General features: G+C 73.4%; 22 protein-coding genes. 13 read left to right on the forward strand and 9 right to left on the reverse strand.

Annotated features, from left to right (window positions below; all coding sequences use genetic code 11):
* Positions 1-92: 92 nt before the first annotated feature.
* Genes ACI79Q_RS12265 through ACI79Q_RS12275 form a run of 3 tightly spaced genes read right to left on the reverse strand, consistent with a single transcriptional unit; the run spans position 93 to position 3,539 of the window.
* Entirely contained in the window at positions 93-494 is a 402-nt protein-coding gene (locus ACI79Q_RS12265) for an STAS domain-containing protein (RefSeq protein ID WP_456590707.1), read from the reverse strand.
* A 46-nt stretch (positions 495-540) separates the two neighbouring features.
* The gene (pntB, locus tag ACI79Q_RS12270; protein WP_456590706.1) at positions 541-1,956 is read right to left on the reverse strand and encodes a Re/Si-specific NAD(P)(+) transhydrogenase subunit beta; all 1,416 of its coding nucleotides are present in this window, start codon (positions 1,954-1,956) and stop codon (positions 541-543) included.
* Positions 1,953-3,539 carry a Re/Si-specific NAD(P)(+) transhydrogenase subunit alpha gene (locus tag ACI79Q_RS12275; protein WP_456598145.1) on the reverse strand — a complete coding sequence of 529 codons (1,587 nt, stop codon included), beginning with the start codon at positions 3,537-3,539 and terminating at the stop codon, positions 1,953-1,955. Before ACI79Q_RS12275 ends, pntB begins: the two co-directional genes overlap by 4 nt.
* A 294-nt stretch (positions 3,540-3,833) precedes the next feature.
* On the opposite strand from ACI79Q_RS12275, the gene ACI79Q_RS12280 reads away from it, so the two are divergent.
* On the forward strand, positions 3,834-5,909 hold the full coding sequence (locus ACI79Q_RS12280) for a putative bifunctional diguanylate cyclase/phosphodiesterase (protein WP_456590704.1): 2,076 nt from the start codon (positions 3,834-3,836) through the stop codon (positions 5,907-5,909).
* On the forward strand, positions 5,906-6,742 hold the full coding sequence (locus ACI79Q_RS12285) for an HDOD domain-containing protein (protein ID WP_456590703.1): 837 nt from the start codon (positions 5,906-5,908) through the stop codon (positions 6,740-6,742). Before ACI79Q_RS12280 ends, ACI79Q_RS12285 begins: the two co-directional genes overlap by 4 nt.
* A gap of 162 nt (positions 6,743-6,904) precedes the next feature.
* Here ACI79Q_RS12285 and ACI79Q_RS12290 read toward each other — a convergent pair whose 3' ends face one another.
* From ACI79Q_RS12290 to ACI79Q_RS12300, 3 genes are all read right to left on the reverse strand, one after another.
* A complete protein-coding gene (locus ACI79Q_RS12290; RefSeq protein ID WP_456590702.1) occupies positions 6,905-8,053 on the reverse strand; it encodes an acyl-CoA dehydrogenase family protein in 1,149 nt (382 codons plus the stop codon).
* A 6-nt stretch (positions 8,054-8,059) separates the two neighbouring features.
* Complete coding sequence (locus ACI79Q_RS12295; RefSeq protein ID WP_456590701.1) at positions 8,060-9,235, reverse strand: acyl-CoA dehydrogenase family protein; 1,176 nt, start codon at positions 9,233-9,235, stop codon at positions 8,060-8,062.
* 177 nt (positions 9,236-9,412) lie between these two features.
* A complete protein-coding gene (locus ACI79Q_RS12300; protein ID WP_456590700.1) occupies positions 9,413-11,041 on the reverse strand; it encodes a carboxylesterase/lipase family protein in 1,629 nt (542 codons plus the stop codon).
* A gap of 141 nt (positions 11,042-11,182) precedes the next feature.
* Between ACI79Q_RS12300 and ACI79Q_RS12305 the strand changes: the two genes are divergently transcribed.
* Positions 11,183-12,649 (forward strand): mannitol dehydrogenase family protein, encoded by a 1,467-nt coding sequence (locus tag ACI79Q_RS12305; RefSeq protein ID WP_456590699.1) that lies wholly within the window; start codon positions 11,183-11,185, stop codon positions 12,647-12,649.
* Between the two features lie 41 nt (positions 12,650-12,690).
* Here ACI79Q_RS12305 and ACI79Q_RS12310 read toward each other — a convergent pair whose 3' ends face one another.
* Positions 12,691-13,863, reverse strand: a complete 1,173-nt coding sequence (locus ACI79Q_RS12310; RefSeq protein ID WP_456590698.1) for a 4-hydroxybenzoate 3-monooxygenase — start codon at positions 13,861-13,863, stop codon at positions 12,691-12,693.
* A 50-nt stretch (positions 13,864-13,913) separates the two neighbouring features.
* The gene (locus ACI79Q_RS12315) at positions 13,914-14,690 is read right to left on the reverse strand and encodes an IclR family transcriptional regulator (RefSeq protein WP_456590697.1); all 777 of its coding nucleotides are present in this window, start codon (positions 14,688-14,690) and stop codon (positions 13,914-13,916) included.
* Positions 14,691-14,758: 68 nt separating this feature from the next.
* Between ACI79Q_RS12315 and pcaH the strand changes: the two genes are divergently transcribed.
* The 5 genes from pcaH to pcaC are packed head-to-tail and all read left to right on the forward strand — an operon-like array spanning position 14,759 to position 18,695.
* Positions 14,759-15,505 (forward strand): protocatechuate 3,4-dioxygenase subunit beta, encoded by a 747-nt coding sequence (gene pcaH, locus ACI79Q_RS12320; protein ID WP_456590696.1) that lies wholly within the window; start codon positions 14,759-14,761, stop codon positions 15,503-15,505.
* Positions 15,502-16,155 carry a protocatechuate 3,4-dioxygenase subunit alpha gene (gene pcaG / locus ACI79Q_RS12325; RefSeq protein WP_456590695.1) on the forward strand — a complete coding sequence of 218 codons (654 nt, stop codon included), beginning with the start codon at positions 15,502-15,504 and terminating at the stop codon, positions 16,153-16,155. Before pcaH ends, pcaG begins: the two co-directional genes overlap by 4 nt.
* A gap of 37 nt (positions 16,156-16,192) precedes the next feature.
* Positions 16,193-17,518, forward strand: a complete 1,326-nt coding sequence (gene pcaB, locus ACI79Q_RS12330) for a 3-carboxy-cis,cis-muconate cycloisomerase (protein ID WP_456600319.1) — start codon at positions 16,193-16,195, stop codon at positions 17,516-17,518.
* On the forward strand, positions 17,515-18,294 hold the full coding sequence (gene pcaD, locus ACI79Q_RS12335; RefSeq protein WP_456613643.1) for a 3-oxoadipate enol-lactonase: 780 nt from the start codon (positions 17,515-17,517) through the stop codon (positions 18,292-18,294). Before pcaB ends, pcaD begins: the two co-directional genes overlap by 4 nt.
* Positions 18,291-18,695, forward strand: a complete 405-nt coding sequence (pcaC, locus tag ACI79Q_RS12340) for a 4-carboxymuconolactone decarboxylase (RefSeq protein ID WP_456590692.1) — start codon at positions 18,291-18,293, stop codon at positions 18,693-18,695. The genes pcaD and pcaC overlap by 4 nt, the downstream gene beginning before the upstream one ends.
* Before the next feature lie 22 nt (positions 18,696-18,717).
* On the opposite strand, the gene ACI79Q_RS12345 is transcribed toward pcaC, so the two are convergent.
* The gene (locus ACI79Q_RS12345; RefSeq protein ID WP_456614760.1) at positions 18,718-19,920 is read right to left on the reverse strand and encodes a cytochrome P450; all 1,203 of its coding nucleotides are present in this window, start codon (positions 19,918-19,920) and stop codon (positions 18,718-18,720) included.
* Positions 19,921-20,111: 191 nt separating this feature from the next.
* Here ACI79Q_RS12345 and ACI79Q_RS12350 point away from each other — a divergent pair, with 191 nt between their 5' ends.
* Genes ACI79Q_RS12350 through ACI79Q_RS12370 form a run of 5 tightly spaced genes read left to right on the forward strand, consistent with a single transcriptional unit; the run spans position 20,112 to position 26,335 of the window.
* Entirely contained in the window at positions 20,112-21,308 is a 1,197-nt protein-coding gene (locus tag ACI79Q_RS12350) for an ABC transporter ATP-binding protein (RefSeq protein ID WP_456614761.1), read from the forward strand.
* Positions 21,305-23,068 carry an ABC transporter permease gene (locus ACI79Q_RS12355; protein WP_456614762.1) on the forward strand — a complete coding sequence of 588 codons (1,764 nt, stop codon included), beginning with the start codon at positions 21,305-21,307 and terminating at the stop codon, positions 23,066-23,068. The genes ACI79Q_RS12350 and ACI79Q_RS12355 overlap by 4 nt, the downstream gene beginning before the upstream one ends.
* Positions 23,068-23,925 (forward strand): PaaX family transcriptional regulator, encoded by an 858-nt coding sequence (locus ACI79Q_RS12360; protein WP_456614763.1) that lies wholly within the window; start codon positions 23,068-23,070, stop codon positions 23,923-23,925. Before ACI79Q_RS12355 ends, ACI79Q_RS12360 begins: the two co-directional genes overlap by 1 nt.
* Entirely contained in the window at positions 23,922-25,100 is a 1,179-nt protein-coding gene (locus ACI79Q_RS12365) for a cytochrome P450 (protein WP_456614764.1), read from the forward strand. The genes ACI79Q_RS12360 and ACI79Q_RS12365 overlap by 4 nt, the downstream gene beginning before the upstream one ends.
* Complete coding sequence (locus ACI79Q_RS12370) at positions 25,097-26,335, forward strand: CaiB/BaiF CoA transferase family protein (protein ID WP_456614765.1); 1,239 nt, start codon at positions 25,097-25,099, stop codon at positions 26,333-26,335. Before ACI79Q_RS12365 ends, ACI79Q_RS12370 begins: the two co-directional genes overlap by 4 nt.

The raw sequence follows: 26,335 nt of genomic DNA on the forward strand, positions 1-26,335 counted from the left end.
TCGGCGACCGGTGCCGCGGGCGCAACCCGGCGACCGGGCGTAGCGCCGGCGACCGGCCGCGCCGGGCGGTGGGGACCCTTGCGCGCGGTCGATCAGGCGGCGTCGGTGAACGCGACGCGCGCCCACCGGTCGAGCGCCAGCAGCTGCCAGGCCCGCTGGACGAGCGGAGGCGCGTCGCGCAGCTCCACCCGGACTCCGGCGTCGGCCAGGGACCGGGCCCAGCGGGCGATCGCCCGGCAGCCGGCCACGTCGGCGAACCGGAGCCCGGAAAGATCCAGGGTGCAGGCGTCGCCCTCGATCGGGACGGCCCCCAGGATCCCCGCCAGCCGCTCCGCGCAGGCGACGTCGAGGTCCCCGACCAGCGCAATCCCGTACCGGTCGACGTAGGCGCGGAAGGCCGGCGGCGCGGACGGTGCGCTGAGCTGCGCCGCCGGGCGCACGTGGTCGCACCCCCGCGGCGACGCGCCCTCGCTCAGCGGAACGTGCGCGTGCATGTGCACAGCGTAGGCGCTTCGGGGGCGGCGGGCCAGGCCGAACGGCTCACAGCGCCTTGAGGATCGCCTCCACCTGCTCCCGGGCGTCGCCGAAGAGCATCCGGCTGTTGTCCCGGAAGAACAGCGGGTTCTGCACGCCGGCGTAGCCCGTGTTCATGGACCGCTTGAACACGACCACGTGCTCGGCCTCCCACACCCGCAGCACGGGCATGCCGGCGATCGGGCTGGTGGGGTCGTCGGTGGCGGCCGGGTTGACGGTGTCGTTGGCGCCGATGACCAGCACCACCGAGGTGTCGGCGAGGTCGTCGTTGATCTCGTCCATCTCCAGGACGACGTCGTAGGGCACCTTGGCCTCGGCCAGGAGCACGTTCATGTGCCCGGGCAGGCGCCCGGCCACCGGGTGGATGCCGAAGCGCACGTCGACGTCCTGCGCACGCAGCTTGCGGGTCAGCTCGGCGACGGCGCTCTGCGCCTGGGCGACCGCCATGCCGTAGCCCGGGGTGATGACCACCGACTTCGCGTTCCGCAGGAGCTCTGCGGTCTCCTCGGCCGAGATCTCGGTGTGCTCGCCGTAGTCCACGTCGGAGGCGGCCGCCGCGCCCTCGTTGCCGAACCCGCCCGCGATGACCGAGAGGAACGAGCGGTTCATCGCCTTGCACATGATGTAGGAGAGGTAGGCGCCGGAGGAGCCGACCAGGGCGCCGGTGATGATCAGCAGGTCGTTGCCCAGCAGGAAGCCCGATGCGGCAGCGGCCCAGCCGGAGTAGCTGTTGAGCATCGAGACGACGACGGGCATGTCACCGCCGCCGATCGAGGCCACCAGATGCCAGCCCAGCGCCAGGGCGAGGACCGTCACGACCGACAGCACGAGCAGGTTCGGCTCGACCACGAAGACGACGGTCAGGACGGCGAACAGCGCCAGTGCGCCGAGGTTCAGCCAGTTGCGCCCCGGGAGCATCAGCGGGTTGCTCTTCATGCGCGCGGAGAGCTTGAGGAAGGCGACGATCGAGCCGGTGAAGGTCACCGCGCCGATGAAGACCCCGACCACGACCTCGCCGGAGTGGATGCCGGCCTCGGCCCCGGTGAGCAGGGGGCCACCGTCCTGCGGCTCGACGCCCTCGACCGACAGGTAGCCGTTCCAGCCGACGAGGACTGCGGCCAGGCCGACGAAGCTGTGCAGCAGCGCGATGAGCTCCGGCATGCCGGTCATCTCGACCTTGCGGGCCCGCCACAGACCGATCGCGGCACCGATCGCCACGGCGACGACGAGCAGGGTGAGCCCGACGGCCGAGATGTCCTGCGTGGCCACGCCGATGGTGGCCGCCAGGGCGATCGCCATGCCGGCGATGCCGTAGGCGTTGCCCGCCTTGGCGGTCTCGTGCCGCGACAGCCCGGCCAGGCTCAGGATGAACAGCAGGGCGGCGACGATGTAGGCCGCGGCCGCGGCGCTGGTGGCGGTCATCGCGCGGCCGGGAGGGTGGTGCGGGCCGGAGCGCCCGTGCCGCGGGAGAACATCCCCAGCATCCGGCGGGTGACGGCGAAGCCGCCGAAGACGTTGATGCTGGCCACCAGGGTGGCGATGAAGGCGAGCGCCAGGACGACGCCGTCGCCGCTGCTCAGCTGCAGCAGTGCGCCGACCACGATGATCCCCGAGATCGCGTTGGTCACCGACATCAGCGGGGTGTGCAGGGCGTGGTGCACGGCCCCGATGACGTAGAAGCCGACGACGACGGAGAGCGCGAACACCGTGAAGTGCCCCACCAGCTCGTCGGGGGAGTAGGCGGCCACCAGGAACAGCAGCGCCGCGGCCAGTCCCACGAGGGCGAACCGCCGCGCCGGCGCGGGCGTCTTCTGCGGCACGCTCGGCGCCCCTGCGGTGGCGCCGGCCGGGGGAGCGGGCGGAGGTGGTGGTGCCGCGGAGACCTGCACCGGTGGCGGGGGCCAGGTCTTCTCGCCCGCGCGCACGACGGTGATCGCCCGCTGCACGACGTCGTCGAAGTCCAGGACGAGGTGCCCGTCCTTGGCCGGGGTCAGCAGCTTCAGCAGGTTGACCAGGTTGGTGCCGTACAGCTGGGAGGCCTGCGCGGGGAGCCGGGCGGGCAGGTCGGTGTACCCGATGATCGTGACCCCGTTCTCGGTCACGACCACCTCGTCGGGCACGGAGCCGGCCACGTTGCCGCCCTGTGCCGCGGCCATGTCCACGATCACCGAGCCCGAGCGCATGGCGGCGACCATCTCCTCGGTGATCAGCCGCGGGGCGGGCCGGCCGGGGATCAGGGCGGTGGTGATGACGATGTCGACGTCCTTCGCCTGCTCGGCGTACATCTGCGCCGCCCGCCGGTTGAAGTCCTCCCCCATCTCCCGGGCGTAGCCGTCGGCGCTGACCTCCTGCTCCCCCGCGGGGACGGCGACGTACTCACCACCCAGGGAGCGCACCTGCTCGGCCACCTCCGGGCGGACGTCGGTGGCCCGCACGATCGCGCCCAGGCTGGACGCGGTGCCGATCGCGGCCAGCCCGGCCACACCCGCGCCGGCGACCAGCACCTTGGCCGGGGGGACCTTGCCCGCCGCGGTCACCTGGCCGGTGAAGAACCGGCCGAACACGTTGGCCGCCTCGACGACCGCCCGGTACCCGGCGATGTTGGCCATCGAGGACAGCACGTCCATCGACTGGGCCCGGGAGATCCGGGGCACGGCGTCCATGGCCAGCGCCGTGATCGGGCGGGCGGCGAGCGCGTCCACCAGGTCGGGGTTCAGCGCGGGGGCCAGCAGGCTGATCAGCGTCGCGCCGTCGGCCAGCCGCCCGATCTCGCTCAGCGAGGGGGCGTTCACGCGCAGCACGACCTCCGCACCCCAGGCCTCGGTTCCCGAGCCGACCCGCGCACCGGCCTCCGCGTACGCCTCGTCCGGGAAGCTGGCGGCCGCCCCGGCGCCGGTCTCGACCACGACCTCGTAGCCCAGCCGCACCAGCTGCGTGACCGTCGCCGGGGTCGCCGCCACCCGGGTCTCGCGGGGCCGCGTCTCGCGCGGGACTCCGATCTGCATCGTGGCGCTCCATTCCTCGGTGGGCAGGCCTCGTCGCCTGCTCGCCAGTGCTGGGGTCGTGCGCGGTGCTCGGTTGGTTGGACGGATCTTGCCTGCTGACGCAGGGTCGCGGTGCCCGGCTCCGTGAGTGTGAGGCACGGCACGTCCGCAGCCCGGCCGCGCGGTGACCGACCGTGTGTCCCTCCCCCCGACGGGGGGCTACGCCCCGTTGCCGGGTGCAGACCACCCCCCCGACCCGCCGAAGGTCTCCTGTCGGAGCGGACATGGACGTCCGCGCCGCGGGAGGGGAGGACCGTGTCCGTCAGCATGAACCGGCCCGGCGACGACCGCGTCCCACCGGAGATCGTGACCTCGGTCTTCTACAGCGCCACCGTCAGCGACACCCTCGCCATCGTGGTCGCCGAGATGGTGGCCGGGCGCCCCAGGGTCAGCTGGGGCAACGTCGGCGCCGTGGAACTGCTGGGCTACGGCCTGGACGATCTCCGCGCGCTCCCCGTCGAGCACCTGTTCCCCAGCCTCGGGGGCGGGGAGCTCAAGCTGCTGCTGCGGCGGGAGCGGACGGCCCGGATGACGCTGCCCGTCCGCACGGCGAGCGGCGCCGCCATCGAGGCCCAGGTGACCACGACGCCCTCGCCCCGGGGCGGGATGTGGACCGTGCGCATCGTCGACACGGCCAACGAGCAGGAGCGCGCGCTGCGGGCGACCGCGGACGCCCACGAGCGCCGCTTCTCCACGCTCACCGAACGGTCGCCGGTGCCGACGCTGCTCTCCGAGCAGGGCATGCGGCTGGCCCACGTCAACGACGCGTTCTGCAGCCTCGTCGGCCGTCGCGCCGAGGAGTTGCTGGGCACCGGCTGGATGGCCACGGTGCACGAGGACGACCTCGACACGGTGATCGAGCAGGTCTCGGCGGCGCTGGACGGCGAGGAGGTCGAGGCGCAGGCCCGCCTGCTCCGCGACGACGGCACCGTGCGCACGACCGTCATCCGATTCGCCCACCTGTTCACCCCGGGCGTGGGCGCGGGATTCGTCGGCACGATCGAGGACATCACCGACCGGCTCGCGTTCGAGGCCACGCTGGCCCACCAGGCCAACCACGACCCGCTGACCGGGCTGCCGAACCGGACGCTGCTGGCGCAGTACGTCGCCGAGCGGTTCGTGCCGGGCGCCGGAACCCTGGCCTGCCTGTTCCTCGACCTGGACAACTTCAAGGTCGTCAACGACTCGCTCGGGCACACCGCCGGCGACGAGCTGCTCACCGAGGTCGCCAGCCGGCTGCGGTCGGTGGTCCGCCCGGGGGACCTGGTGGCGCGGTTCGGTGGCGACGAGTTCGTGGTCGTCTGCGAGGAGGTCGACCAGACGGCCGCGGTCGCGCTCGCCGAGCGGATCACGGCCGAGCTGGCCCGGCCGGTGCGGCTCGGGGGCGTCGACGTCCGCCCCTATGCGAGCGTCGGGGTCACCGTCCAGACCGAGGAGCACACCGGCGCCGAGGAGCTGATCCGGGACTGCGACATCGCCATGTACCAGGCCAAGGCCGGGGGCAAGGGGCGGATCACCGTGCTGGACCAGCGGGCGCGCGAGGAGGCCCGCGACAAACTGCGCCTGGTCGCCGAGCTGCGGGACGCCATCGAGCGGCGCGACATCACGCTGCTCTACCAGCCGATCTTCAGCACCGAGGACGGCCACCCGGTCGCCGTCGAATCCCTGGCGCGGTGGACGCACCCCGAGCGCGGCCCGATCAGCCCGGCGGTGTTCGTGCCGCTGGCGGAGGAGAGCGGGTTGATCGCCGGCCTGGGGCTGCTGGTGCTCGACGAGACCTGCCGGCAGCTGGCGGAGTGGGACCGCCGCATGGGGGGCGCCGCGCCGCCCCGGGCGAACGTCAACGTCTCGGCCCTGCAGCTGGATGCCAACCTCCCTCCGCAGGTGGCCGACGCTCTCCGGCGGCACGGGCTGGACGCGTCCCGGATCTCCGTGGAGATCACCGAGTCGGCGCTGATGCAGGACCCCGACTCGGCCCGGGAGACCCTGCACCAGCTGCGCGACCAGGGCGTCGAGCTGGCGATCGACGACTTCGGCACCGGCTACTCGTCGCTGGCCTACCTCCGGCACCTGCCGGTGGACTGCCTGAAGGTGGACCGCTCCTTCGTGGCGGAGCTGGCGCACGGCCACACCGAGATCGCCTCCGCGGTCATCGCACTGGCCCGCAGCCTCAACCTGAGCACCGTGGCCGAGGGCGTCGAGACCCCGGAGCAGGCGACCGAGCTCGGCCGGCTGGGTGCCACCTACCTGCAGGGCTTCAGCCTCTGCCCACCCATGACCGGAGCGGACACCGCCGCCTGGTTCGCGACCCACGGAGCGTGCGCCCGATGACCGTGACCCCGCTGCCGGCCCGGGCGGAGGTGCCCCCCGTCTTCGACCTGGAGAAGGTGCTCGCGGGCATCGACACGATGGCGGCCCAGCGCCCCGTGGCGGCGCAGATCGTGTCGGTCGCCAACTCCGACGACACCAGCGCGAAGGCGCTCTCCCACATCCTGGCGTCCGACGTCGCCCTGGCCGGCCGGGTGATGAAGCTGGCCAACTCCGCCTACTTCGGCATGCGCGGACGGGTCACCTCGCTGCAGTTCGCCGTGACGGTGGTCGGCTTCACCACCGTCCGGACGATGGCGACCGTCGCGCTCACGGAGCTGGACGACGAGTCGCGGCTCCCGGAGAACTTCTGGGACGTCACGACCTGCCTGGCGCTGGCGGCCTCGACCTTGGCCCAGCGGTTCGGTGAACGCTCGCAGGAGGCGCTCTGCGTGGGCCTGCTCGCCCAGATGGGTGCGGCGCTCCTGCACCACAACGACCCCGAGGGCTACGGGGCGCTGGTGGCCGAGCACCCGGCCTTCGCCGCGCGGCGCACCGCCGAGCTGCACCGCTACGGCATCAACAGCGTGCGGTTGACCGCCGTCGCCCTCGAGCAGTGGGGCTTCCCGCACAGCATGACCAACCGGCTCAACCAGGTCGACGACCTCACATCGGTCGAGGGTGGCCTGCTGCGCGCCGCCTTCGAGGTCGCCGCGCGCCTGACCACCGAGGACTACGAGGCGGTGCCGATCGTGCGGCTCACCTGCGGGCAGGTGCGCGAGGACGACCTGGTGCCGGTGCTCGACTCCGTCCGGGCCGATGCCGACGAGCTCCGCCGGGCGATGCTCGGCGACTGAAAGAGGACCCCCTCCTCCCCACCCTTCGCAGGCTCAGGGCGGGACCCGGGAGGGGGCCACGCGACGGAGCCCCGCCCCCCCGGGATGGGGGACGGGGCTCCGTCGGCCCCCTGCAGGGCCCCGCTGCGAGCGTGCGAGCGGTGGGGGGCAGGGGGTGTTTCTTCAGACCGCGTAGGGCGCGCCCAGCGGGTCGACGGTCTCCCGCTCGCCCACGGTGCGGGCCAGCCGGGCGGCGGCGAAGTCGCCGTCGCCGAGCAGGTGGTCGATGGCGGTGAGCCGGCTGGTGTAGTGCCCGACGGAGTACTCCGCCGTCACGCCGATGCCACCGTGCAGCTGGATGGCCTCCTTGCCGACGTGCCGGCCGGCGCGGCTGGTCTGCAGCCGGGCCCGGTCGGCGGCGGAGACGACGTCGCCGCCGGCATCCGTGACCATCGACGCCCACAGCGCGGTGCTCCGGGCCAGCTCCAGGGACACGTACATGTCCGCCGCGCGGAAGGTGAGCGCCTGGAACTTGTTGAGCGTGACCCCGAACTGCTTGCGGGTCTTGAGGTACTCCGCGGTGATCCGCAGCGCGGTGTCCATCGCCCCGATCGCCTCGTGGCTGTAGGCGATGCGCGCCTCGGCCAGCGCCCGCTCGATCGCGGCCGTCTGGTCTCCGCCGGTACCGAGCAGGGCCGCCGGGGTGCCGTCGAAGCGGACGTTGGCGGCGCGGGTGCCGTCGTGGGTGCGGTAGCCGGTGCGGGTCAGACCCGCGGCGTCGCCCTGCACCACGAACAGCCCCGTGCCGCCGTCCACCGCGGCGGAGACGACGAGGACGTCGGCGCGGGCGCCGGTGGGCACCGGCTCCTTGACGCCGGTCAGGGTCCACCCGTCGCCGGACTGCGCGGCGGTGACCGCCGACGCCGACGCGCTCCACCGCGTGCCGATCTCCGCGTGGGCGAAGGCCGGCACGCAGGTGCCCTCGGCGATGGCCGCGAGGAGCTCGCCCTTCTGCTCGTCGGTGCCGACGGCGGCGATCAGCCCACCGGCCAGCACGACCGCCTCGATGAACGGCTCCGGGGCGATGACCCGGCCCATCTCCTCGGCGACGATCGCCACCTCGATCGGCCCGGCGCCCATGCCGCCGTGCTCCTCGGCGAAGGGCAGACCGAGCAGCCCCATCTCGGCCAGCCGCGACCAGGTCTTCTCGTCGAAGCCCGGGTCGTTCGCGACCACCTTGCGACGCTGCTCGCTGTCGGCGTACGTGCGCGCCAGCAGGCCGCGCACGGCCTCCCGCAGGTCGTTCTGCTCGCTGTCGAAGTCGAAGTTCACGTCAGATCACAGCCCCAGGATCGTGCCGGCGATGATGGTGCGCTGAACCTCGTTGGAGCCTCCGTAGATGGAGACCTTCCGGTAGTTCAGGTAGTGCGGCGTCGCGACGCGCGCCCAGTCCGGCACGTCGGAGCCCTCCTCGGCGAACGAGGCGACCGAGAGCGGGCCGGCGATGTCGACCAGCAGTTCGGTGGCGGCCTGCTGCAGCTCCGACCCCTTGAGCTTGAGCACCGACGAGGCCGGGTGCGGCTTGCCGTCGGCGGAGTTGGCGACGACGCGCAGCGCGGTGAGCTCCAGGGCCACCACCTCGTTCTCGATCTCGGCGATCCGCCGGGCCATGAACGGGTCCTCCAGCAGCGGGCGGCCGTCGACGGTGATCTCGCGGGCGTAGTCCTTCGCCTGGGCGAGCATCTTCTTGGTCGCGCCCACGCGGGCGATGCCGACGCGCTCGTTGCCGAGGAGGAACTTGGCGTAGTCCCAGCCGCGGTTCTCCTCGCCGATGAGGTTCTCGGCGGGGACGCGCACGTCCTCGAAGAACACCTCGTTGACCTCGAAGCCGCCGTCGATGAGCTCGATGGGGCGGAGCGTGACGCCGGGGGTGTCCATCGGGAAGACCAGCATCGAGATGCCGCGCTGCTTCTTCTCCGCGGTCGGGTCGGTGCGGACCAGGCAGAAGATCCAGTCGGCGTGCTGGCCCAGGGTCGTCCAGGTCTTCTGCCCGTTGACCACCCAGTCGTCGCCGTCGCGGACGGCGGTGGTGCGCAGCGAGGCGAGGTCGGAGCCGGCGTCGGGCTCGGAGAAGCCCTGGCACCACCAGATGTCGAGGTTCGCCGTCTTGGCGAGGAAGCGCTCCTTCTGCTCCTGGTTGCCGAAGGCGGCGATGACCGGGCCGATCATGCTGGTGTTGAAGGCCAGCGGCTCGGGGACGCCGGCCAGCTGCATCTCCTCGCGCCAGATGTGGCGCTGCAGGGGCGTCCAGTCCCGGCCGCCCCACTCGACCGGCCAGTGGGGCACGGCCAGGCCCGCGGCGTTGAGCGCGCGCTGGGCCTCGACGTACTCCTCCTTGGTCACGTGCCGGTGGGACGTGACCTTGTCGCGGATCTCCTGCGGCACCTGGGTGGTGAAGAAGGTCCGCATCTCCTCCCGGAAGGCCTCGAGCTCCGGGGACAGCTGCAACCGCATCGGTCCTCATTTCCTGACGGCGGCACTCGTCGTCGCGCCCGCCGTCTCGACGTGTGCCTCGGACGATCCCACATGCGGTACCGGCCAGTAGATGCGGCACCCCCGGCGGGGCGAAAAGCGGGCGGCACCGGTTCCCGGAGAGGACTCCCCCCGGGAACCGGTGCCGCTGCCCGCGCTCTAGGACAGGGTCGACCAGAACGCGCAGTTGGCCTCGGCGGCGACGTCGACCGGGCCGATCCCCCCGTCGGAGGCGATGTCGAGGCCCTGGACGTCGGCCGGGGCCCGGTACCGGGTCCACGTCGGGACGCCGGGGCCGTTGGGGTTGCCGTGGGCCGCGAAGTTCGTCCAGTAGCGCACCATCGCCGTGGAAAGCTGCTCCTGTTCGGCGTCCAGCCCGTCGCCGAACAGCCCCGGGAACAGGTACGGCAGCTCGGTCGCGTGCTGCGCGTCCTCCGGGTACGCCGGGTACGGGAAGTCCAGCAGCGGGTCGGCCGTCTCGTCGCGGAACTGGTAGGCGAACACCGGGGCCGGCACCGGGGGACGGGCCAGCGTGTCGTAGGCGTCGACGTGCTCGCACGTCGACAGCGCGCTGCCGGCGTCGCTGTTGACGGCGGCCAGGGCGCGCAGCGGTGAGGGGTAGGCGCTCGCCGGGTACTGCGCCAGGACGGCTCCGGCGCCCTCGCCGAAGACGCTGCCGAGGACGACCCGGTAATCGGCCTCGGTGAAGCCGTCGGCGTCGTTCGCCAGCGCTGCCACGGCCGGGTTCAGCGGCGTGAACAAGGTGTTCTCGTCGCTGAGGTTGCCGTGCATGACCGGCACGCGCGCGTGGTCGCCGGCCGCGATCGCCTCGGCCGGCTGCACCGGCAGCGCCGATCCGCCGACGACGAAGGAGCCGCCCGGCCAGGCGGTGAGCAGCTCCTGCACCGGCGTGGCCCGCAGGCACGCGGCGACGTCCGCCGCACTGGCGCAGCCGACGGCCTCCGCGACCGAGGCGCCCGTGGCCTCGGCCGTCTCCAGGGTGTCGTACGGGGTCGTGCAGCTGTAGCTCTGCGCGATGGCCCGGTCGAACAGACCCCGCGCGGTCGGCGAGGTGAGCTGGGCGCAGACCGCCGAGCCGCCGGCGGACTCGCCGAAGATGGTGACCCGCCCCGGGTTGCCGCCGAAGGCGCGGATGTTGCGCTCCACCCAGCGCAGCGCCGCCTGCTGGTCGAGCAGCCCGGCGCTCCCGGAGGCGACGTCCCCGTTCTCCCGCGAGAGGTCCTCCTGGGCCATGAAGCCCAGCGGGCCGAGCCGGTAGTTGATCGTCACCACGACGACGTCGCCCTCGACGGCGAGCTTCGCGGCGTCGTAGGCCGCGCCCGTGCCGGTCCGCCAGGACCCGCCGTGGATCCAGACCATGACCGGCAGGTTCCGCCGCTGGGTGTCCAGCCCCGAGGGGGTCGTGACGTTCAGGTAGAGGCAGTCCTCGTCGACCGACGACCAGGGGTTGGTGGCGCTCGGTTCCTGTGGGCAGGGGCTGCCGGGTGCCGTGGCGTCCCGGACGCCCTGCCAGGGCTGTGCCGGTGCCGGCGGGCGGAATCGGAGCTCGCCCACCGGCGGGGCGGCGAACGGGATGCCCTGGAACAGCCGGTAGTTCCCGGTCGAGGTGCCCTCGACGGCGCCCTCCGTGGTCGGCACGACCAGGGGCGCGGGATCGGGTGCGGCGCCGGCCGGCCCAGCGGCGGCGAGGGCGCCGGCGGTGAGAGCCGCGCCCGCGGCGACGGCGAGCAGCGAACGGCGGAAGGATCGGGGGACGTGGGTGCGCACTGGACCTCCTGCGGTCGGCGAGCCCACCCGGTGTGAGCTACGCCACCATGCGCGCACGGTAGCGCGAGGTCCCGCGAGCGGGGCGCCGAGGTGATCGGCCGGGTGCCGTTACCCGGATCGCTCCCGGGGAATGGGCAGTGCGTGGCCGTTCCCCTGACCGAGCGCACCCGCGGCACGCTGGGCCCACCGGTCTCCACGCCGTCCTACGACCGGGGCCGGCTGCGCGTCGGGATCGTGCACCTCGGGGTGGGCGGCTTCCACCGCTCCCACCAGGCGATGTACCTGGACCGCCTCATGGAGCAGGGGCGGGCGCTCGACTGGGGGATCTGCGGCGTCGGCGTCCTCCCGGCCGACCGGCGCATGGCCGAGGCGATGGCCGCCCAGGACTGCCTCTACACGCTGGTGGTGCGGCATCCCGACGGCACCGAGGAGGCGCGGGTGGTCGGCTCGCTCGTCGAGTACCTGTTCGCCCCCGACGACCCCGACGCGGTGGTGGCGCGGATGGCCGACCCTGCCGTCCGCGTCGTCACCCTGACCGTCACCGAGGGCGGCTACAACGCCTCGGCGGTGACCGGGGAGTTCGACGGGACCGACCCCGGCGTGGTCCACGACCTGCGGCCGGGTGCCGCGCTGCGGACCTCGTTCGGCCTGGTCGTCGAGGCGCTGGTGCGCCGGCGCGCCCGCGGGCTCCCGCCGTTCACGGTCGTCTCCTGCGACAACATCCCGGGCAACGGTCGGCTGGCGCGGGCGAGCTTCGCGGCCTTCGCCCGGCTGCGGGACCCGGAGCTGGGGGAGTGGGTGGCCCGGGAGGTGCCCTTCCCGGACTCGATGGTCGACCGGATCACGCCGGTCACCACGGATGCCGACCGGGCCCGGCTGGCCGACCGGTTCGGCATCGAGGACCGGTGGCCGGTGGTGTGCGAGCCGTGGACGCAGTGGGTGCAGGAGGACTCCTTCGCCTGCGGCCGCCCGCCGCTGGAGGAGGTCGGCGTCCAGCTCGTGGACGACGTCGCGCCGTACGAACTCATGAAGCTGCGGCTGCTCAACGCCGGGCACCAGGTGCTCGCGCAGACCGGTCGGCTGGCGGGCCTGCGGTACGTCCACGAGGCCTGCGCCGATCCGCTGTTCCGCCGGCTGCTGGAGGGCTACCTGCGCGAGGAAGCCGCGCCGACCCTGCGCCCTGTTCCCGGCATCGACCTGGAGCGGTACCGGCAGTCGCTGCTGGAGCGGTTCGCCAGCCCGGCGATCGCCGACACGCTCGACCGCATCCGCGCCCAGGCCTCTGACCGGATCCCGCAGTTCCTGCTGCCGGTGCTGCGGGCGAACCTCGCCTCGGGCGGCGAGATCCGCCGCTGCGTCCTCGTGCTGGCCGCCTGGGCCCGCTCCCTGGAGGGCCCGGACGAGGAGGGGCGCCCGCTGGAGGTCGTGGACTCCCGCCGTGACGGGTTGGTCGCCGCGGCGAAGGCGGCGGACCCGCTCGCCTTCGTCGCCGACCGCACCCTGTTCGGGGATCTCGTGGACGACGCCCGCTTCGCCGCTGCCTACCGCGCCGCGCGCCTCGCGCTGCGTGGCCACGGTGTCCGGGCGGCCCTCGCCGACCTCGCCTGAGGGTCGGCGCCCGGGCCGGCGGCCGGCTCCCGGGGGCGGGGTCAGTGCTCGATCGGCAGCCCGGTGTAGTTCTCGGCGAGCTCGCGGGCCGCGGCCTCCGAGGAGCAGACCCGGCGCAGCTGGGACAGCTGCAGCTGGGCGTCGAAGTCGTCACCGGAGGTGTGCAGCATCGAGGTCATGAACCAGGAGAAGTGGGTGGACCGCCAGACGCGGGCCAGCGCCCGGTCGGAGTAGCTGTCGACCAGGTCCGTCTGCTTCTCGGCGAGCAGCCGCACCAGCGCCTGCGCGAGCAGCGTCACGTCGGCGACGGCGAGGTTGAGCCCCTTGGCGCCGGTCGGCGGGACGATGTGGGCGGCGTCCCCGGCCAGGAAGAGCCGGCCCCGGCGCATGGGTGCGCTGACGAACGAGCGCATCGGCAGGATCGACTTCTCGGTCACCGTGCCGGTGTTGATCTCCCAGCCGTCCAGGGCGAACCGGCGGGAGAGGTTGTCCCAGATCCGGTCGTCGGACCAGTCCTCGATCTTCTCGGCGGGGTCGACCTGGAGGTAGAGCCGGGAGACCCTGGGGGAGCGCATCGAGTAGAGCGCGAACCCCTCCGGGTGCCAGGCGTAGATCAGCTCGTCGGTGGCCGGTGCGGCGTCGGCCAGGATGCCGAGCCAGGCGTAGGGGTAGGTGCGCTCCCACGTGCGCGCGCCGGGGCCGGCCTGCACGACCGGCCGGGAGACGCCGTGGAACCCGTCGGTGCCCGCCACGACGTCGCACTCGAGCACCTGCGCCACGCCGTCGGAGTCGGTGAACCGGATCCGCGGGGAGTCGGTGTCGACGTCCTCGACCGCGACGTCGGAGACCTCGAACAGCAGCGGCGGGCCGCCGGCCAGCTGCGCGGCGATGAGGTCCTTGGTGACCTCCGTCTGGCCGTAGACCCACACCGTGCGGTCGCACAGCGAGGGAAAGTCCAGCTGGTGGCGGGTGCCCGGGTACTGGAGGTGGATGCCCCGGTGCTCCAGGCCCTCCCGGTGCAGCCGGTCGCCCAGCCCGGCGGCGGTCAGGGTGTCGACCGTGTGCTGCTCGAGGATCCCGGCCCGGATGCGTGCCTCCACGTACTCCCGGGAGCGGTTCTCCAGGACGACCGAGTCGATGCCCTGCAGCGCCAGCAGTCGGGACAGCAGGAGGCCGGCGGGGCCGGCGCCGATGATGCCTACCTGGGTGCGCACGCCGACGAGTGTGGCTCCCTCCCGGGCTCCCCGGGACCCGAGCCTTCCGGTCAGTGGAATTCGAGCGAGCGGGCGAGCTCGCGACCGATCCCGCGGGCCGCCATCTCCAGGGCGGGGACCAGACGGGCGACGTCGCGCCGGTGCGGGGGCACCACGATGCCCAGCGCTGCGACGGCCAGTGGTCCGGCCTCCCGCTCCACCTGCACCGGCACCGCGACGGAGGCCGTGCCCGGCGACATCTCCTCGCAGGTGCGGGCGTACCGGCGGCGCCGGATCTCGGCCAGCTCGCGGGTGAGCCTCGCCGGATCGGTGACGGTGTGCCGGGTGAGCGGTCGCAGCGAGCGCAGCGCCTGGTCGACCACGTCGTCGGGAGCGGCGGCCAGCAGCACCTTGCCCACGCCCGTGGCGTGCAGCGGCAGCCGGCTGCCGACCTGGCTGACCACCGGCACCGACTCCCGGCCCGAGACCCGGTCGACGTAGAGCGCGTGCAGCCCTTCCCGGACGGCCAGGTGCACGGTGTCGCGGGTGGTGGTGTGCAGGTCCAAGAGGAACGGGGCGGCGACCTGGCGGAGCTCGAGCTGGACGGGGGCCAGCAGGCCGAGGTCCCAGAGCTTGCGGCCGATCTCGTAGCGGCCGTCGGGGCGGCGGATCAGCGCGCCCCAGTCGGTCAGCTCGCCGAGCAGCCGGTGGGCGGTGGTCAGCGGCGTGCCCGAGCGGTCGGCGATCTCCGAGAGGGACAGTCGCGGCGTGCGGCTGTCGAAGGCGTCGAGGATCCCCAGCGCCCGCGAGGTGACCGACCGTCCCGGGGTGGCGCTGCGACCGGCCATGCTGCTCGTCTCCCGTCCAGTGGAAAGCTGGACTTGGGAGCGTAGCCGGGCGGCCGTACCGTCCGGCCATGACCGGGACCACGTCCGCCGACGGCCTGCACCTGCCGCGGTACCTGCGCGAGGACGCCGCGGTGCGCACCCCCGTGGGCTTCCCCGGCTACCGGAGCACCGCCCTGCGGGCCCCCCTGCGGACGCCGGTGGACCTGCCGCACCGGCTCACCGAGGTCACCGGTCCGGTGCTCGGCGAGGACCGCGTGCTCCCGCACGACGCCGACCTCACCCTGCGCAACGGGGGCGAGGCGATGGGCCAGCGGATCCTCGTCCACGGCCGCGTGCTGGACAGCGACGGCCGCCCGGTGCCCGACGCGCTCGTGGAGGTGTGGCAGGCCAACACGTCCGGCCGCTACCGGCACGTCGTCGACAACTGGCCCGCGCCGCTGGACCCGCACTTCGACGGTCTCGGCCGGGTCGTGACCGACAGCCTCGGCCGGTACGAGTTCCTGACGATCAAGCCCGGCGCCTACCCGTGGGGGAACCACCACAACGCCTGGCGCCCCGCGCACATCCACTTCAGCCTCTTCGGCCGCGCCTTCACCCAGCGGCTGGTCACCCAGATGTACTTCCCGGACGACCCGCTGTTCGGCCAGGACCCCATCTTCAACTCCATCCCGCCGGCGGCGCGGCACCGGGCGATCAGCCGGTTCTCCCTCGAGCGCACCCAGGACAACTGGGCGCTGGCCTTCGAGTGGGACATCGTGCTGCGCGGGACCGACCAGACGCCGTTCGAGACCGACGACGACGGAGATGTCGCGTGACCGTGAACCCGCTGGACGTCCCGCCGGACCCGCCCACCCCCTTCCAGCCGCGCTCCGGGCAGCGCGGCAGCGGCTTCCTCACCGGCCCGTTCCGGCTGGGCACCACGCCGAGCGCGACCGTCGGCCCCTACCTCGCCATCGGGCTCACCTGGCCCGACGGCGAGTTCGCCGCCGCCGAGGGCACCCCGGGCGGCTTCTGGCTGCGCGGTCGCGTGTTCGACGGCGCCGGTGAGGTCGTGCCCGACGCCATGATCGAGACCTGGCAGGCCGATCCCGACGGCCGGTTCCCCTCGCCCGAGGACCCCCGCGGCGCGGCGTCCTACCCGGGCTTCCGCGGCTACGCCCGCGCGCAGACGATCACCGGGGACTTCTCGGTGTTCACCCTCAAGCCGGGCCGGGTGCCCGACGGCGAGGGCGGGCTGCAGGCGCCGCACATCGACGTCTCGGTGTTCGCCCGTGGGCTGCTCGACCGGGTGGTCACCCGCATCTACTTCGCCGACGAGGCCGAGGCGAACGCCGAGGACGCCGTGCTGCGCTCGCTGCCCGACGAGGCCGCGCGGCAGACGCTGCTCGCCGCCCCGGGCGGTGACGGCTACCGCTTCGACGTCCACCTGCAGGGCGAGCGCGAGACGGTGTTCTTCGCGGTATGAGCCCGCCCGAGGGCCCTCGACGCGGTAGGAACGGGACGTGACCGGTCTCTTCAGCGCGACCTTCGCCCGCGGCGGCGCGGCGACCGCCGTCTCCGACTCCGCCTGGTTCGACGCGCTCCTCGACGTGGAGGCCGCCCTGGCGCGCGCCGCCGCGGCGACGGGGCTGGTGCCCGCCACGGCCGCCGACGCCGTCACGCGCGCCTGCGCCGAACCCGCGGCCCTCGACCTGGCCTCCGTGGTCGCGCACGCCGCCGATGCCGGCAACCCGGTGCCGCCGCTGGTGCGGGTGCTGCGGGCCGCGGTGGGGGAGCGCCACGCGGTGGCCGTCCACGTCGGCGCCACCAGCCAGGACGTCGTCGACACCGCGCTGGTGCTCATGAGCCGCCGGGCGATCGCCGCGATCGACCGTGATCTCGCGCTCGCGGCCGAGGCGGCGGCCGGGCTGGCCCGGGCCCACCGCGACGACGTCCTCATGGGACGCACCCTTCTGCAGCAGGCGCTGCCCACCACCTTCGGCCTGAAGGCCGCCGGCTGGCTCAGCGGGCTGGACGGCGCCCGGCTGCGGCTGGCTGAGGTGGTGGCGTCGCTGCCGGTCCAGTACGGCGGGGCGGTCGGCACCCTGGCCGCCACCGACGGGTCGGGGACGGCGCTGCGGGCAGCGCTCGCCGCCGAGCTCGGGCTGGTCGCCACCGCCGCCCCCTGGCACACCGTGCGGCTACCGGTCGCCGACCTGGCCGGCGCGCTCGGCGCCACCGCCGGCGTGCTGGCCACCGTGGCCGTCGACGTCGTGCTGCTCGCGCAGAGCGAGGTGGCCGAGGTCGCCGAGACCGGCGCCGGCCGGGGCGGCTCGTCCGCCATGCCGCACAAGCGCAACCCTGTCGCAGCCATCTCCGCCCGCGCCTGCGCCCGGCGGGCCCCCGGCCTCGTGGCCACCCTGCTGGGTGCGATGGAGCAGGAGCACGAGCGCGCCGCCGGCGCCTGGCACAGCGAGTGGCCGGCCCTGACCGACCTGCTGTCGACGGTCGGCTCGGCCGCGGCCTGGCTGGTCGAGAGCCTCGCCGGCCTGCGCCCCGACCCCGCCCGCATGGCGGCGACGGTGGCCGCGGCCCGCGACCCGGAGCTCGCCGGGGCGCTCGCCGACGCCCTGACCCCGCTGCTCGGCCGCGACGCGGCGCACGACGAGGCGGCGGCCGCCGTGCGGGAGGCCGAGGCCACCGGGCGGCCGCTGGCCGACGTGGTGGCCGGCCGGGACGACGTCGACCTCGCCGCACTGCTCGGCGCACGGCCGGACGTCGGCGAGGCGGGCGCACAGGTCGACGAGGTCCTGGCCGAGCACACCCACCTCACCGAGGGAGCCCGATGAGCGCCGTCCCCGTCGCCCACACCGTCACCGGACCCGCTGACGCGCCCGTGGTCGTCCTGTCCAACTCCCTGGGCGCGGCCCGCGCGATGTGGGACCCGCAGGTACCCGCGCTGGCCGAGCGGTTCCGGGTGGTCACCTACGACGGCCGCGGCCACGGCGAGTCACCCGCGCCGGCCGGGCCGTACTCCCTCGACGACCTGGTCGACGACGTCCTGGCGCTGCTCGACCGGCTCGGGGCGCAGCGGGCGCACGTCGCCGGGGTCTCGCTCGGCGGCATGGTCGGCATGCGGATGGCGGCCCGCGAGCCCTCCCGCGTGCAGGGACTCGCCGTGCTGTTCAGCTCGGCGAGGACCGAGCCCCAGGGCTTCCTCGACCGGGCCGCGCAGGCCCGCGCCGAAGGCACCGCCGGCTTCGCCCCGACGGTGGTCTCCCGCTGGCTGACCCCTGGCTTCGCCGCGCAGCACCCCGACCTCGTGGCCCGGCTCGAGGCGATGGTGGCCGGCGCCGACGACGAGGGCTACGCCGCGTGCTGCGAGGTGGTCGGCGGCATCGACCTGCGCGAGGACCTGCGGCGCATCACCGCCCCGACGCTCGTCGTCTCCGGCGCCGAGGACCCGGCGCTGCCGCCCCCGCACCAGGAGGCGATCGCCGCGGGCATCGCCGGGGCGGAGCTGCTCACGCTCAGCCCGGCCGCCCACCTGGGCAACCTGGAGCGCGCGGCGGAGGTCACCGGCGCGCTGCTCCGCCACTTCGACGCCGCCGGAGGCGCCCGATGAGCGAGCTGCCCGACACCGACGCCGCCCGCCGCGAGGCCGGCATGCGCACCCGCCGCGAGGTGCTGGGCGACGCGCACGTGGACCGCGCCGTCGCCGCCACCACCCCGTTCACCGCGGACTTCCAGGACTTCATCACCCGCACCGCGTGGGGCGACCTCTGGCAGCGCCCCGGGCTGGCCCGCCGGGACCGCAGCCTGATGACGCTGTCGATCACCATCGCGCTGCGGCACTGGGAGGAGTTCGCCCTGCACGTGCGCGCGGCCGTGAACAACGGGCTCTCCGACGAGGAGATCGCCGAGGTCATCCAGCACGCCGCCGTCTACGCCGGGGTGCCCGCGGCCAACCACGCCTTCAAGGTCGCCGGCCCCATCCTCGCCGAGCTCCGCGGCACGTCCGCCTGATCGCTGGAACCGGGGCCGGCGATCAGGCGCGGACGAAGTCCAGGGGTACCGAGCGGGTGCCCCATTCCGCCCAGATCGCCATCTCCGGGTCGCCGGCGAGCCGGAAGCTGGTGCTCCGCGACAGCGCCTCCTCCAGGGTGATGCGCATCATCATCCGGGCCAGCGGCGCACCGGGGCAGCTGTGGGTGCCCCGGCCGAAGGAGATGTGCTTGTCGATGTTGGTCCGGTCCAGGACGAAGGACTCCCCGTCGGAGAAGACCCGTTCGTCGCGGTTGGCCGACGTGTAGACCAGCGCGATCGGGTCGTCCTTGCGGATGAGCTGCCCGGAGAGGACGACGTCCTCGCGCGCCGTGCGGGCCATGCCCCGGTAGGGCGAGTAGAGCCGGAGGAACTCCTCGATCGCCGCCGGGATCAGCGACGGGTCCGCGCGCAGCCGATCCTGCAGGTCCGGGTCTCGCGAGAGGTGGACGAACATGTTCCCGGTGAAGACGCTCGGCGCGACCATGCCGGTGACGATGAGCTGGCGGACGCAGCCCAGCACCATGTCCGCGGGTAGGGGAGCGCCCTCGTACTCGGCGGCCAGCAGGGCGGCGGTCAGGTCCTCCGCGGGGTCGTAGCCTCCCGAGGACCGCTCGTCGATGATGTCCTGCGCGATCTCGTAGAGCCGCCGGCTGAGCTTCTTGACCACCTCGTGGTCGAGCACCTGGATCGCGTCGACGTACGTCCCGCTGACCTTCTTGATCTCCTCCGACACGTCGACGGACAGGTTGAAGAAGTGCGCGAAGACGTGCGCGGGGAACTTGTGCGCGTACTCCTTGCAGACGTCGACCCAGCGGGCGTCGACCAGCGGGTCGAGCAGCTCGACGGCGACCTGGCGGACCCTCGGCTCGAGCTGCCGCATCTTCGGCGGCGTGAAGAACGCGTTGATGACCCGCCGGTAGGCCATGTGCTCAGGTGGGTCGAGGTGCAGCGGCGGGCGGACGCCGGTGAACGCGAACTTCGGGATCGCGTTCTGCTTCGAGGTCGTGAAGTGCTCGATGTCGGTGATCACCGAGAGCACCTCGTCGTAACCCAGCGCGGCCCAGAAGCCGCCGTACTCCTGGCTCCGGGCGACGGGGCAGCGCGAGCGCAGCTCGGCGTACTCCTCGTGGGCGCTGGTGAACGTCTCGCCCGGGCGCACCGGGTCGAAGTCGTGGGCCGCTCGCCGGGTGTCCTCCGCAGTCATGGCCGGAGGTTAGCCCCGCCGCGGACATTTTCGCCAGGGCGTTGACGGGTGTGCGGCATTCGGCAAACATGTGCCGTGGCTGGTGGCGTGACGTCCATCACCAAATCGGAACGCCGGTCGATCGGAACGCCCGTGATCATCCGGCCCTTACGGCGCGCCCAGAGAGACAGGTCGACGCGATGACGCCCCACATGACCACCGCTTCGTCGACGCCGGTCGTCGAGGTGAGCAACCTGATCAAGCGATTCCGTCGCGAGAGCGGGGCCGTGGTGAACGCGATCGACGACGTCTCCTTCGAGGTCGCGGCGGGAGACTTCGTCGTCCTGCTGGGCCCCAGCGGGTGCGGGAAGACGACGTTGCTGCGGGCCATTGCCGGCCTCGAGACGCCTGACCAGGGCGTCATCCGCATCGGCGGCCGAGCGGTGTTCTCGGCGGCCGACCGTGTGGACGTGCCGCCGGAGCGCCGCGACATCAGCATGATCTTCCAGTCCTACGCCCTGTGGCCGCACATGACGGCGTTCAAGAACGTCGCCTATCCGCTGCAGAGCCGGCGTGGCCGGAAGATCGCCAGGGACGAGATCGCCCGGCGGGTGCGGCAGGCGCTGGAGCTGGTCGGGGTCGGGGAACTCGAGAAGCAGTACCCGGGCCAGATGAGCGGCGGCCAGCAACAGCGGATCGCACTGGCGCGCGCCCTGGTCAACAACGACGAGCTGGTGCTCTTCGACGAGCCGCTGTCCAACGTCGACGCGAAGGTCCGCGAGCAGCTCCGTTTCGAGCTGGTGTCGATGCAGCGCAAGCTCGGGTTCTCGGCGCTGTTCGTGACCCACGATCAGACGGAGGCCATGGAGCTGGCGCACCGGATCGCGGTGCTGGACAGCGGGCGCGTCGCCCAGTTCGGCAGTCCCCAGGAGATCTACCACCGGCCGGCGACCCGGTACGTCGCGAAGTTCATCGGGGCGATCAACGAGGTCCTCGGCTCGGTTGCCGCGACCGACGGCGAGGGCGTGGTCGTCGACACGCCGTACGGGCGGTTCGTGGGGACGGCGGGGGGTCGGCGGTTCACCGTCGGGGACCGCGTCGCTGCGATGTGGCGCCCCGAGCGGGGTGTCCTCAGCCGGGAGGAACCTGCGACGGTCAACCGGTGGCCCGGTCGGGTCAAGGCGCCCCTGTTCGTGGGGTCCCACACCGAGTACGTGGTGAGTGTCGGCACGTCGGAGACCGACGTCCGGCTGTGGAGCCCCCGGTCCGATCTCGTCGCCGCCGGCTCCGAGGCCTGGGTCTCCGTGGACGCCGACGACGTGCTCGTCCTGCCGGTCGACGGATCCACCGTGTCGTGGGCCGACACCGCGTCCGTCCCCGTCGCCCCCGCGATGGTGCCGGCGTCGTGAGCGCCGCCGACGTCTTCCTCGGGCGCGCTCCCGCCCGACCCCGTTCCGCCCGCCGGCTGCCCAGCGCGTTCGACACGACCACCCTGGTCATCGCCGCCGTGCTCATCGGCATCGTCGTCGTCCCGCTGGGTCGCGTCCTCGTCCGGCTCTTCTGGGTCGACGGATCGCTCACGCTGGAGCCCATCCGACGCACCTTGGCCATCCCGGATCTCGGCAAGCTGCTGCTCGACACGTTCGTCCTCGTGCTGGCCAGCGCGGTGCTCGCCTTCGTGATCGGTGTGGCCCTCGCCTGGCTGAACGAGCGGACCAACGCCCGCATGGGCCTCCTGACCGATGCCCTGCCGCTGCTGCCGTTCCTGCTGCCGCCCGTGGCCGGCGCGGTCGGCTGGACGATGCTGCTGTCGCCGCGCGCCGGGCTGCTCAACAGCTGGATCCGTGACTTCGTCGCCCTGTTCGGCGTGGACATGCGGGCGGGGCCGCTGGACATCAACTCGTGGTACGGGCTGATCATGGTGATGGCGTTCTACGCCGTCCCGTTCGTCTTCATGAACGCCTCGGCCGGGCTGCGCAACCTCGACCCCGCCCTCGAGGAGGCCTCGCGGCTGTCCGGGGCGAGCACCTTCCGCACGCTGCGCAAGGTCACCCTGCCGGCGGTCGCGCCGAGCCTCGGCGCCGGCTTCCTGCTGGCCGTCTGGTTCGGCGTCGGGATGTTCTCGATCCCCGCCATCATCGGCACGCCGGCGAACATCGATGTCATCTCCGTCCGCATCGTGGAGCTGCTGACCTTCACCTTCCCGCCGCAGACGGATCTCGCGATCGGCCTCTCCGGTTTCGTCGTCCTCTTCGTCGGCCTGGCCTACTGGCTGCAGCTGCGCATCCTCCGGCGGGGCCGGTACGCCACGGTGGCCGGCAAGGGGGCCCGCGCGAAGACGATCGACCTGGGCACGTGGAAGTGGCCCGCCCGGCTGATGGTGCTCGGGTACGTGCTCGTCTCGACGATCCTGCCGATCGTCGCGCTGGTGCTCGTCTCGCTGAACGGCTTCTGGACGCCGAACATCGCCTGGGACTCCCTCAGCTTCGCCGCGGTCACGGAGGCGGTGTTCCAGGACGCGACCACGCTCAAGGCGCTGCGGAACAGCCTGGGTCTGGGGCTGGTCGGCGGACTCATCGGCATCCTCGGCGCGGCGATGATCGCCCTCTACGTCTCCCGCAGGCGCACGGCGCTGGCCAAGGGCATCGACGTCGCGGTCAAGCTCCCGGCCGCCATCTCCAACATGGTGATAGCCGTCGGCATCCTGCTGCTGCTCGCCGGTGCACCGTTCCACCTGACCGGCACGCTGCTCATCCTGCTCGTCGGGTACCTGGCGCTGTACCTGCCGCAGGCGTCGATAGCCGCCGACGCCGCGGTGAGCGGTGTCGGCAAGGAGCTGCCGGAGGCCTCGGCCATCTCCGGCGCGCGACCGTTCCGCACGTTCCGCAAGGTGTACGTGCCGCTCATGATCCCGGGCCTGGTCGCCGGCTGGGCGTTGCTGTTCATCCGCATCGTCGGCGATCTCACCGCCTCCGCCATCCTGGCCGGCACCGCGAACCCGGTGGTCGGGTTCCGCATCCTCGAGGTGTTCACGAGCGGCTCCTTCGCTCTTCTCGCCTCGCTGTCGACGGTGCTCGTCCTCATCACGGCCACCGTGCTGGTCGCCGTCCTCGCCTACACCCGCCACAAGTCCAAGCTGGGCGTCAGCGCCCGGGTCGGAGGTGTGTGATGGCGACCCCGGTCCTGGCCGACGAGGCCGAGTTCCTCGCGCCTGACCCCGGCCTCCGGCCGGAGAGCCTGCTGCTGACGTTCTTCGGCGCACACCTCCTCGGCCGCCCCCTGATGGTGGCCTCGGCGAGTGTCCTGGACGTCATGCACCGCGTCGGCGTCTCGCCGCACGCCACTCGCTCGGCGCTGACCCGGATGGTCAAGAAGGGCCTGCTGGTCAGCGAGCGGCAGGGGCGGCCGGTCTACTTCGGGCTCACCCCCCGGTCGGAGGAGGTGCTCAACGACGGAGCGGTGCGGATCTGGCGCAGCGGCGCGGTCAACCGGCACTGGGACGGCCGCTGGACCCTGCTGAGCTTCTCGCTCCCCGAGTCGTGGCAGCGGCAGCGGCACGAGCTGCGCTCGCGGCTGCTGTGGGCCGGCTTCGGTCCGCTGCAGGGCGGGTTGTGGGTGGCGCCGGCAACGATCGACGTAGAGCACCTGCTCGACGGACTCGAGGCAGCGCGGCACGTCCGGGCCTTCGTCGCCTCGCCGGCGAACGGCACTGACGTGTCCGCGATGGTGGCCGACGCGTGGGACCTGCGGCAGCTGGCCGGTCGGTACGAGACCTTCATCGAGCGGTGGGACGGCGGAGCAGCCGACCGTGCCTACACCGATCCGCTGGGCCGCCAACTGGCACTGCAGGCGGAATGGCTGCGAGCGATCCGGGCCGATCCCCGGCTGCCGGTGGAGCTGCTCCCCGCGCCCTGGCCGGCGGAGCGCGCGCAAGAGCTGTTCCACCGGCTGCACGCGGAGGTCGAGGTGCAGGCACGGGCGACGGCCGCGCAGCTGCTGCACACCATCCCGGTGCCGGTGCGATGAGCGACTTCGACCCGTTGGCGTCGGACGCGCCGGACGAGGCCCTCGCCACCTACGCGGAGCTGCGTGCGCAGTGCCCCGTCGCGCACACCGACGCCTACGGCGGCTTCTGGGCCCTGACCCGCTACGCCGACGTCGCGGCGGCGGCGTCGGACTCGCGCACCTTCATCTCCTCGGTGCGCGCCGTCGTGCCCAGCGACCCCCGCGGCCTGCGCCGTCCGCCGCTGAACTTCGACGCCCCGGCGCACACGCCGTACCGCAAGGCGCTCGACCGCACCCTGCAGCGGTCCCGGATCGCGAAGCTGGAGCCGCGGCTGCGGGTGCACGCGGCCCGGGAGCTGGCTCCGATGGTCGCGCGGGGGGCCGGCGACGTGGCGCAGGAGTACGGCGCCCGGTTCCCGGCCTGGGTCACCACCGAGTGGCTCAACCTGCCCGACGACATCGCGCCGCACCTGGCCGACACCGCGACCGCGTGGGTCCGCGCCTGGCGGCGGATGGACGGCCCGGTGGTCAACGAGATGAGCGAGCGCATGTACGGCATCGCCCGCGACCTCGTGCGTTCCCGCCGCGAGGCGCCGCTGCCCGTCGAGGACGACCCGGCCAGCTCGCTGCTGGCCGAGCGCGTCGACGGCCGGCCACTGGACGAGGAGCACCTGGTGGGGGCGCTGCGCCAGAGTCTGGTCGTGGGCATGGTGGCGCCACCGATCCTGCTCGGGTCGATCTGCGTGCACCTCTCGCGCGACCAGGAGTTGCAGGCCCGTCTGCGCACCCACCCCGCTCTCCTGCCCGCGGCGGTCGAGGAGTTCCTGCGCCTCTACACCCCCTACCGCGGCTTCGCCCGGACGGTGGCGCACGAGGTCGAGCTGCACGGCCGGACGATCCGTCCGACCGAGCCGGTGACCCTGGTCTACGCCTCGGCCAACCGGGACGCCGCGCAGTTCCCGGACCCGGATAGCTTCGTGCTCGACCGGCCCAACATCGCCTCCCACCTCGCGTTCGGCCGTGGACGGCACCGGTGCGCCGGCATGCCGCTGGCCCGCCTCGCCGTCCTCGTCGCCCTGGAGGAGCTGCTCGCCGGCACCACCGGCTTCGAGCTGGACGGTCCGCTGGAGGGGGCCCGGATGCCCGAGATCGGCTACGTGTCGGTGCCGCTGCGGCTCACGGGGGGAGCGGCGTGAGCGACGAACGCCCGCTGGCGGGCATGGTCGTCGTCGACCTGACCAACGCCCTGGCCGGCCCCTACGCGACCCTGCTGCTCGCGGGCCTCGGCGCGCGGGTGGTCAAGGTCGAGAACCCCCACCGCGGCGGCGACCCGGCCAGGAACAACTCGCCCTACGTCACGCGCGAGGGCCTGGGGGTCCGCCGCAGCGCACCGGAGGACATGTCGGTCTCGATGCTCGTGCGCGGCCGCGGCAAGGAGAGCGTCACCCTCGACCTGCGCGACCCGAGAGGGCGCGAGGTCCTCGCCGACCTCGTGCGGCGGGCGGACATCCTGGTCGAGAACTACAGCGCCGGCGTCACCGCCCGGCTCGGCATCGACGCCGCCTGGGCGCGCGAGCTCAACCCGCGCCTGGTCTACACGTCGATCAGCGGATTCGGTGCCGACGGCGGACCGGGCACCGGCAAGGCGATGGACACGATCGTCCAGGCTCTCTCCGGCGTCATGATGACCTCCGGGGCGCCCGGGGAACCGCCCGTCCGCCTGGGACTGCCGATCGCCGACCTCCTGGCGCCGCTGTACGCGGTCATCGGCACCGTCTCGGCGGTGCTGCAGGCGCAGCGCACCGGCGCGGGGCAGTACGTCGACGTCTCGATGCTGGGGGCCCTCACCTCGCTGGTGGCCTGCGAGCCGTTCGACGCGTTCGAGCAGATCGGCCTGCCGCTGCGCACGGGCGCCACCGTGCCGAGGCTCGCGCCGTTCGGGACGTTCGAGGCGAAGGACGGCTGGTTCGCGCTGTGCGCGCCGGTCGACCCGTTCGCCCACGGTGTGCTGCGGGCGATCGGCCGCCCGGACCTGGTGGACGACGCACGCTTCGCCGACCGCGACGGGCGGGTGGCGCACGCCGACGAGCTGCACCGGCTGATCTCCGACTGGGCGGCGGGCCGCCCGGTCGCCGAGGTCGTCGCGCACCTCGACGCCCACGGCGCTCCCGCCGCCGAGGTGCGCGACCCGAGCGCCGCGGTCCGCGATCCCCTCGTGCTCGCCCGCGGGGAGGTCGTCCGGCTCACCGAGCCCGGCCCCGCCGGCCCGGACCTGTACGGCACCGGCGTCCCCATCGTCTTCTCCGGCCGGCCGAGCACCCTGGAGGGCGCCGCGCCGCAGCTGGGCGAGCACTCGCGCTCGGTGCTGCGGGAACTGTGCGGCTACGACGAGGACCGCATCGACGCCCTGGTCGAGGCGGGGGTGGTCTGA

The organism is Blastococcus sp. SYSU DS0828, from assembly GCF_054050975.1.

Bases quoted from the DNA above. Each gene is read 5' to 3' on its own strand.
- pcaC (WP_456590692.1), top strand. From the start codon at position 18,291: ATGAGCGAGCTGCCCGACACCGACGCCGCCCGCCGCGAGGCCGGCATG.
- ACI79Q_RS12315 (WP_456590697.1), bottom strand. From the start codon at position 14,690: ATGGCCGGTCGCAGCGCCACCCCGGGACGGTCGGTCACCTCGCGGGCG.
- ACI79Q_RS12285 (WP_456590703.1), top strand. From the start codon at position 5,906: ATGACCGTGACCCCGCTGCCGGCCCGGGCGGAGGTGCCCCCCGTCTTC.
- ACI79Q_RS12350 (WP_456614761.1), top strand. From the start codon at position 20,112: ATGACCACCGCTTCGTCGACGCCGGTCGTCGAGGTGAGCAACCTGATC.
- pcaH (WP_456590696.1), top strand. From the start codon at position 14,759: ATGACCGGGACCACGTCCGCCGACGGCCTGCACCTGCCGCGGTACCTG.
- ACI79Q_RS12295 (WP_456590701.1), bottom strand. From the start codon at position 9,235: ATGCGGTTGCAGCTGTCCCCGGAGCTCGAGGCCTTCCGGGAGGAGATG.
- ACI79Q_RS12275 (WP_456598145.1), bottom strand. From the start codon at position 3,539: ATGCAGATCGGAGTCCCGCGCGAGACGCGGCCCCGCGAGACCCGGGTG.
- ACI79Q_RS12265 (WP_456590707.1), bottom strand. From the start codon at position 494: ATGCACGCGCACGTTCCGCTGAGCGAGGGCGCGTCGCCGCGGGGGTGC.
- pntB (WP_456590706.1), bottom strand. From the start codon at position 1,956: ATGACCGCCACCAGCGCCGCGGCCGCGGCCTACATCGTCGCCGCCCTG.
- ACI79Q_RS12345 (WP_456614760.1), bottom strand. From the start codon at position 19,920: ATGACTGCGGAGGACACCCGGCGAGCGGCCCACGACTTCGACCCGGTG.
- ACI79Q_RS12360 (WP_456614763.1), top strand. From the start codon at position 23,068: ATGGCGACCCCGGTCCTGGCCGACGAGGCCGAGTTCCTCGCGCCTGAC.
- pcaD (WP_456613643.1), top strand. From the start codon at position 17,515: ATGAGCGCCGTCCCCGTCGCCCACACCGTCACCGGACCCGCTGACGCG.
- ACI79Q_RS12365 (WP_456614764.1), top strand. From the start codon at position 23,922: ATGAGCGACTTCGACCCGTTGGCGTCGGACGCGCCGGACGAGGCCCTC.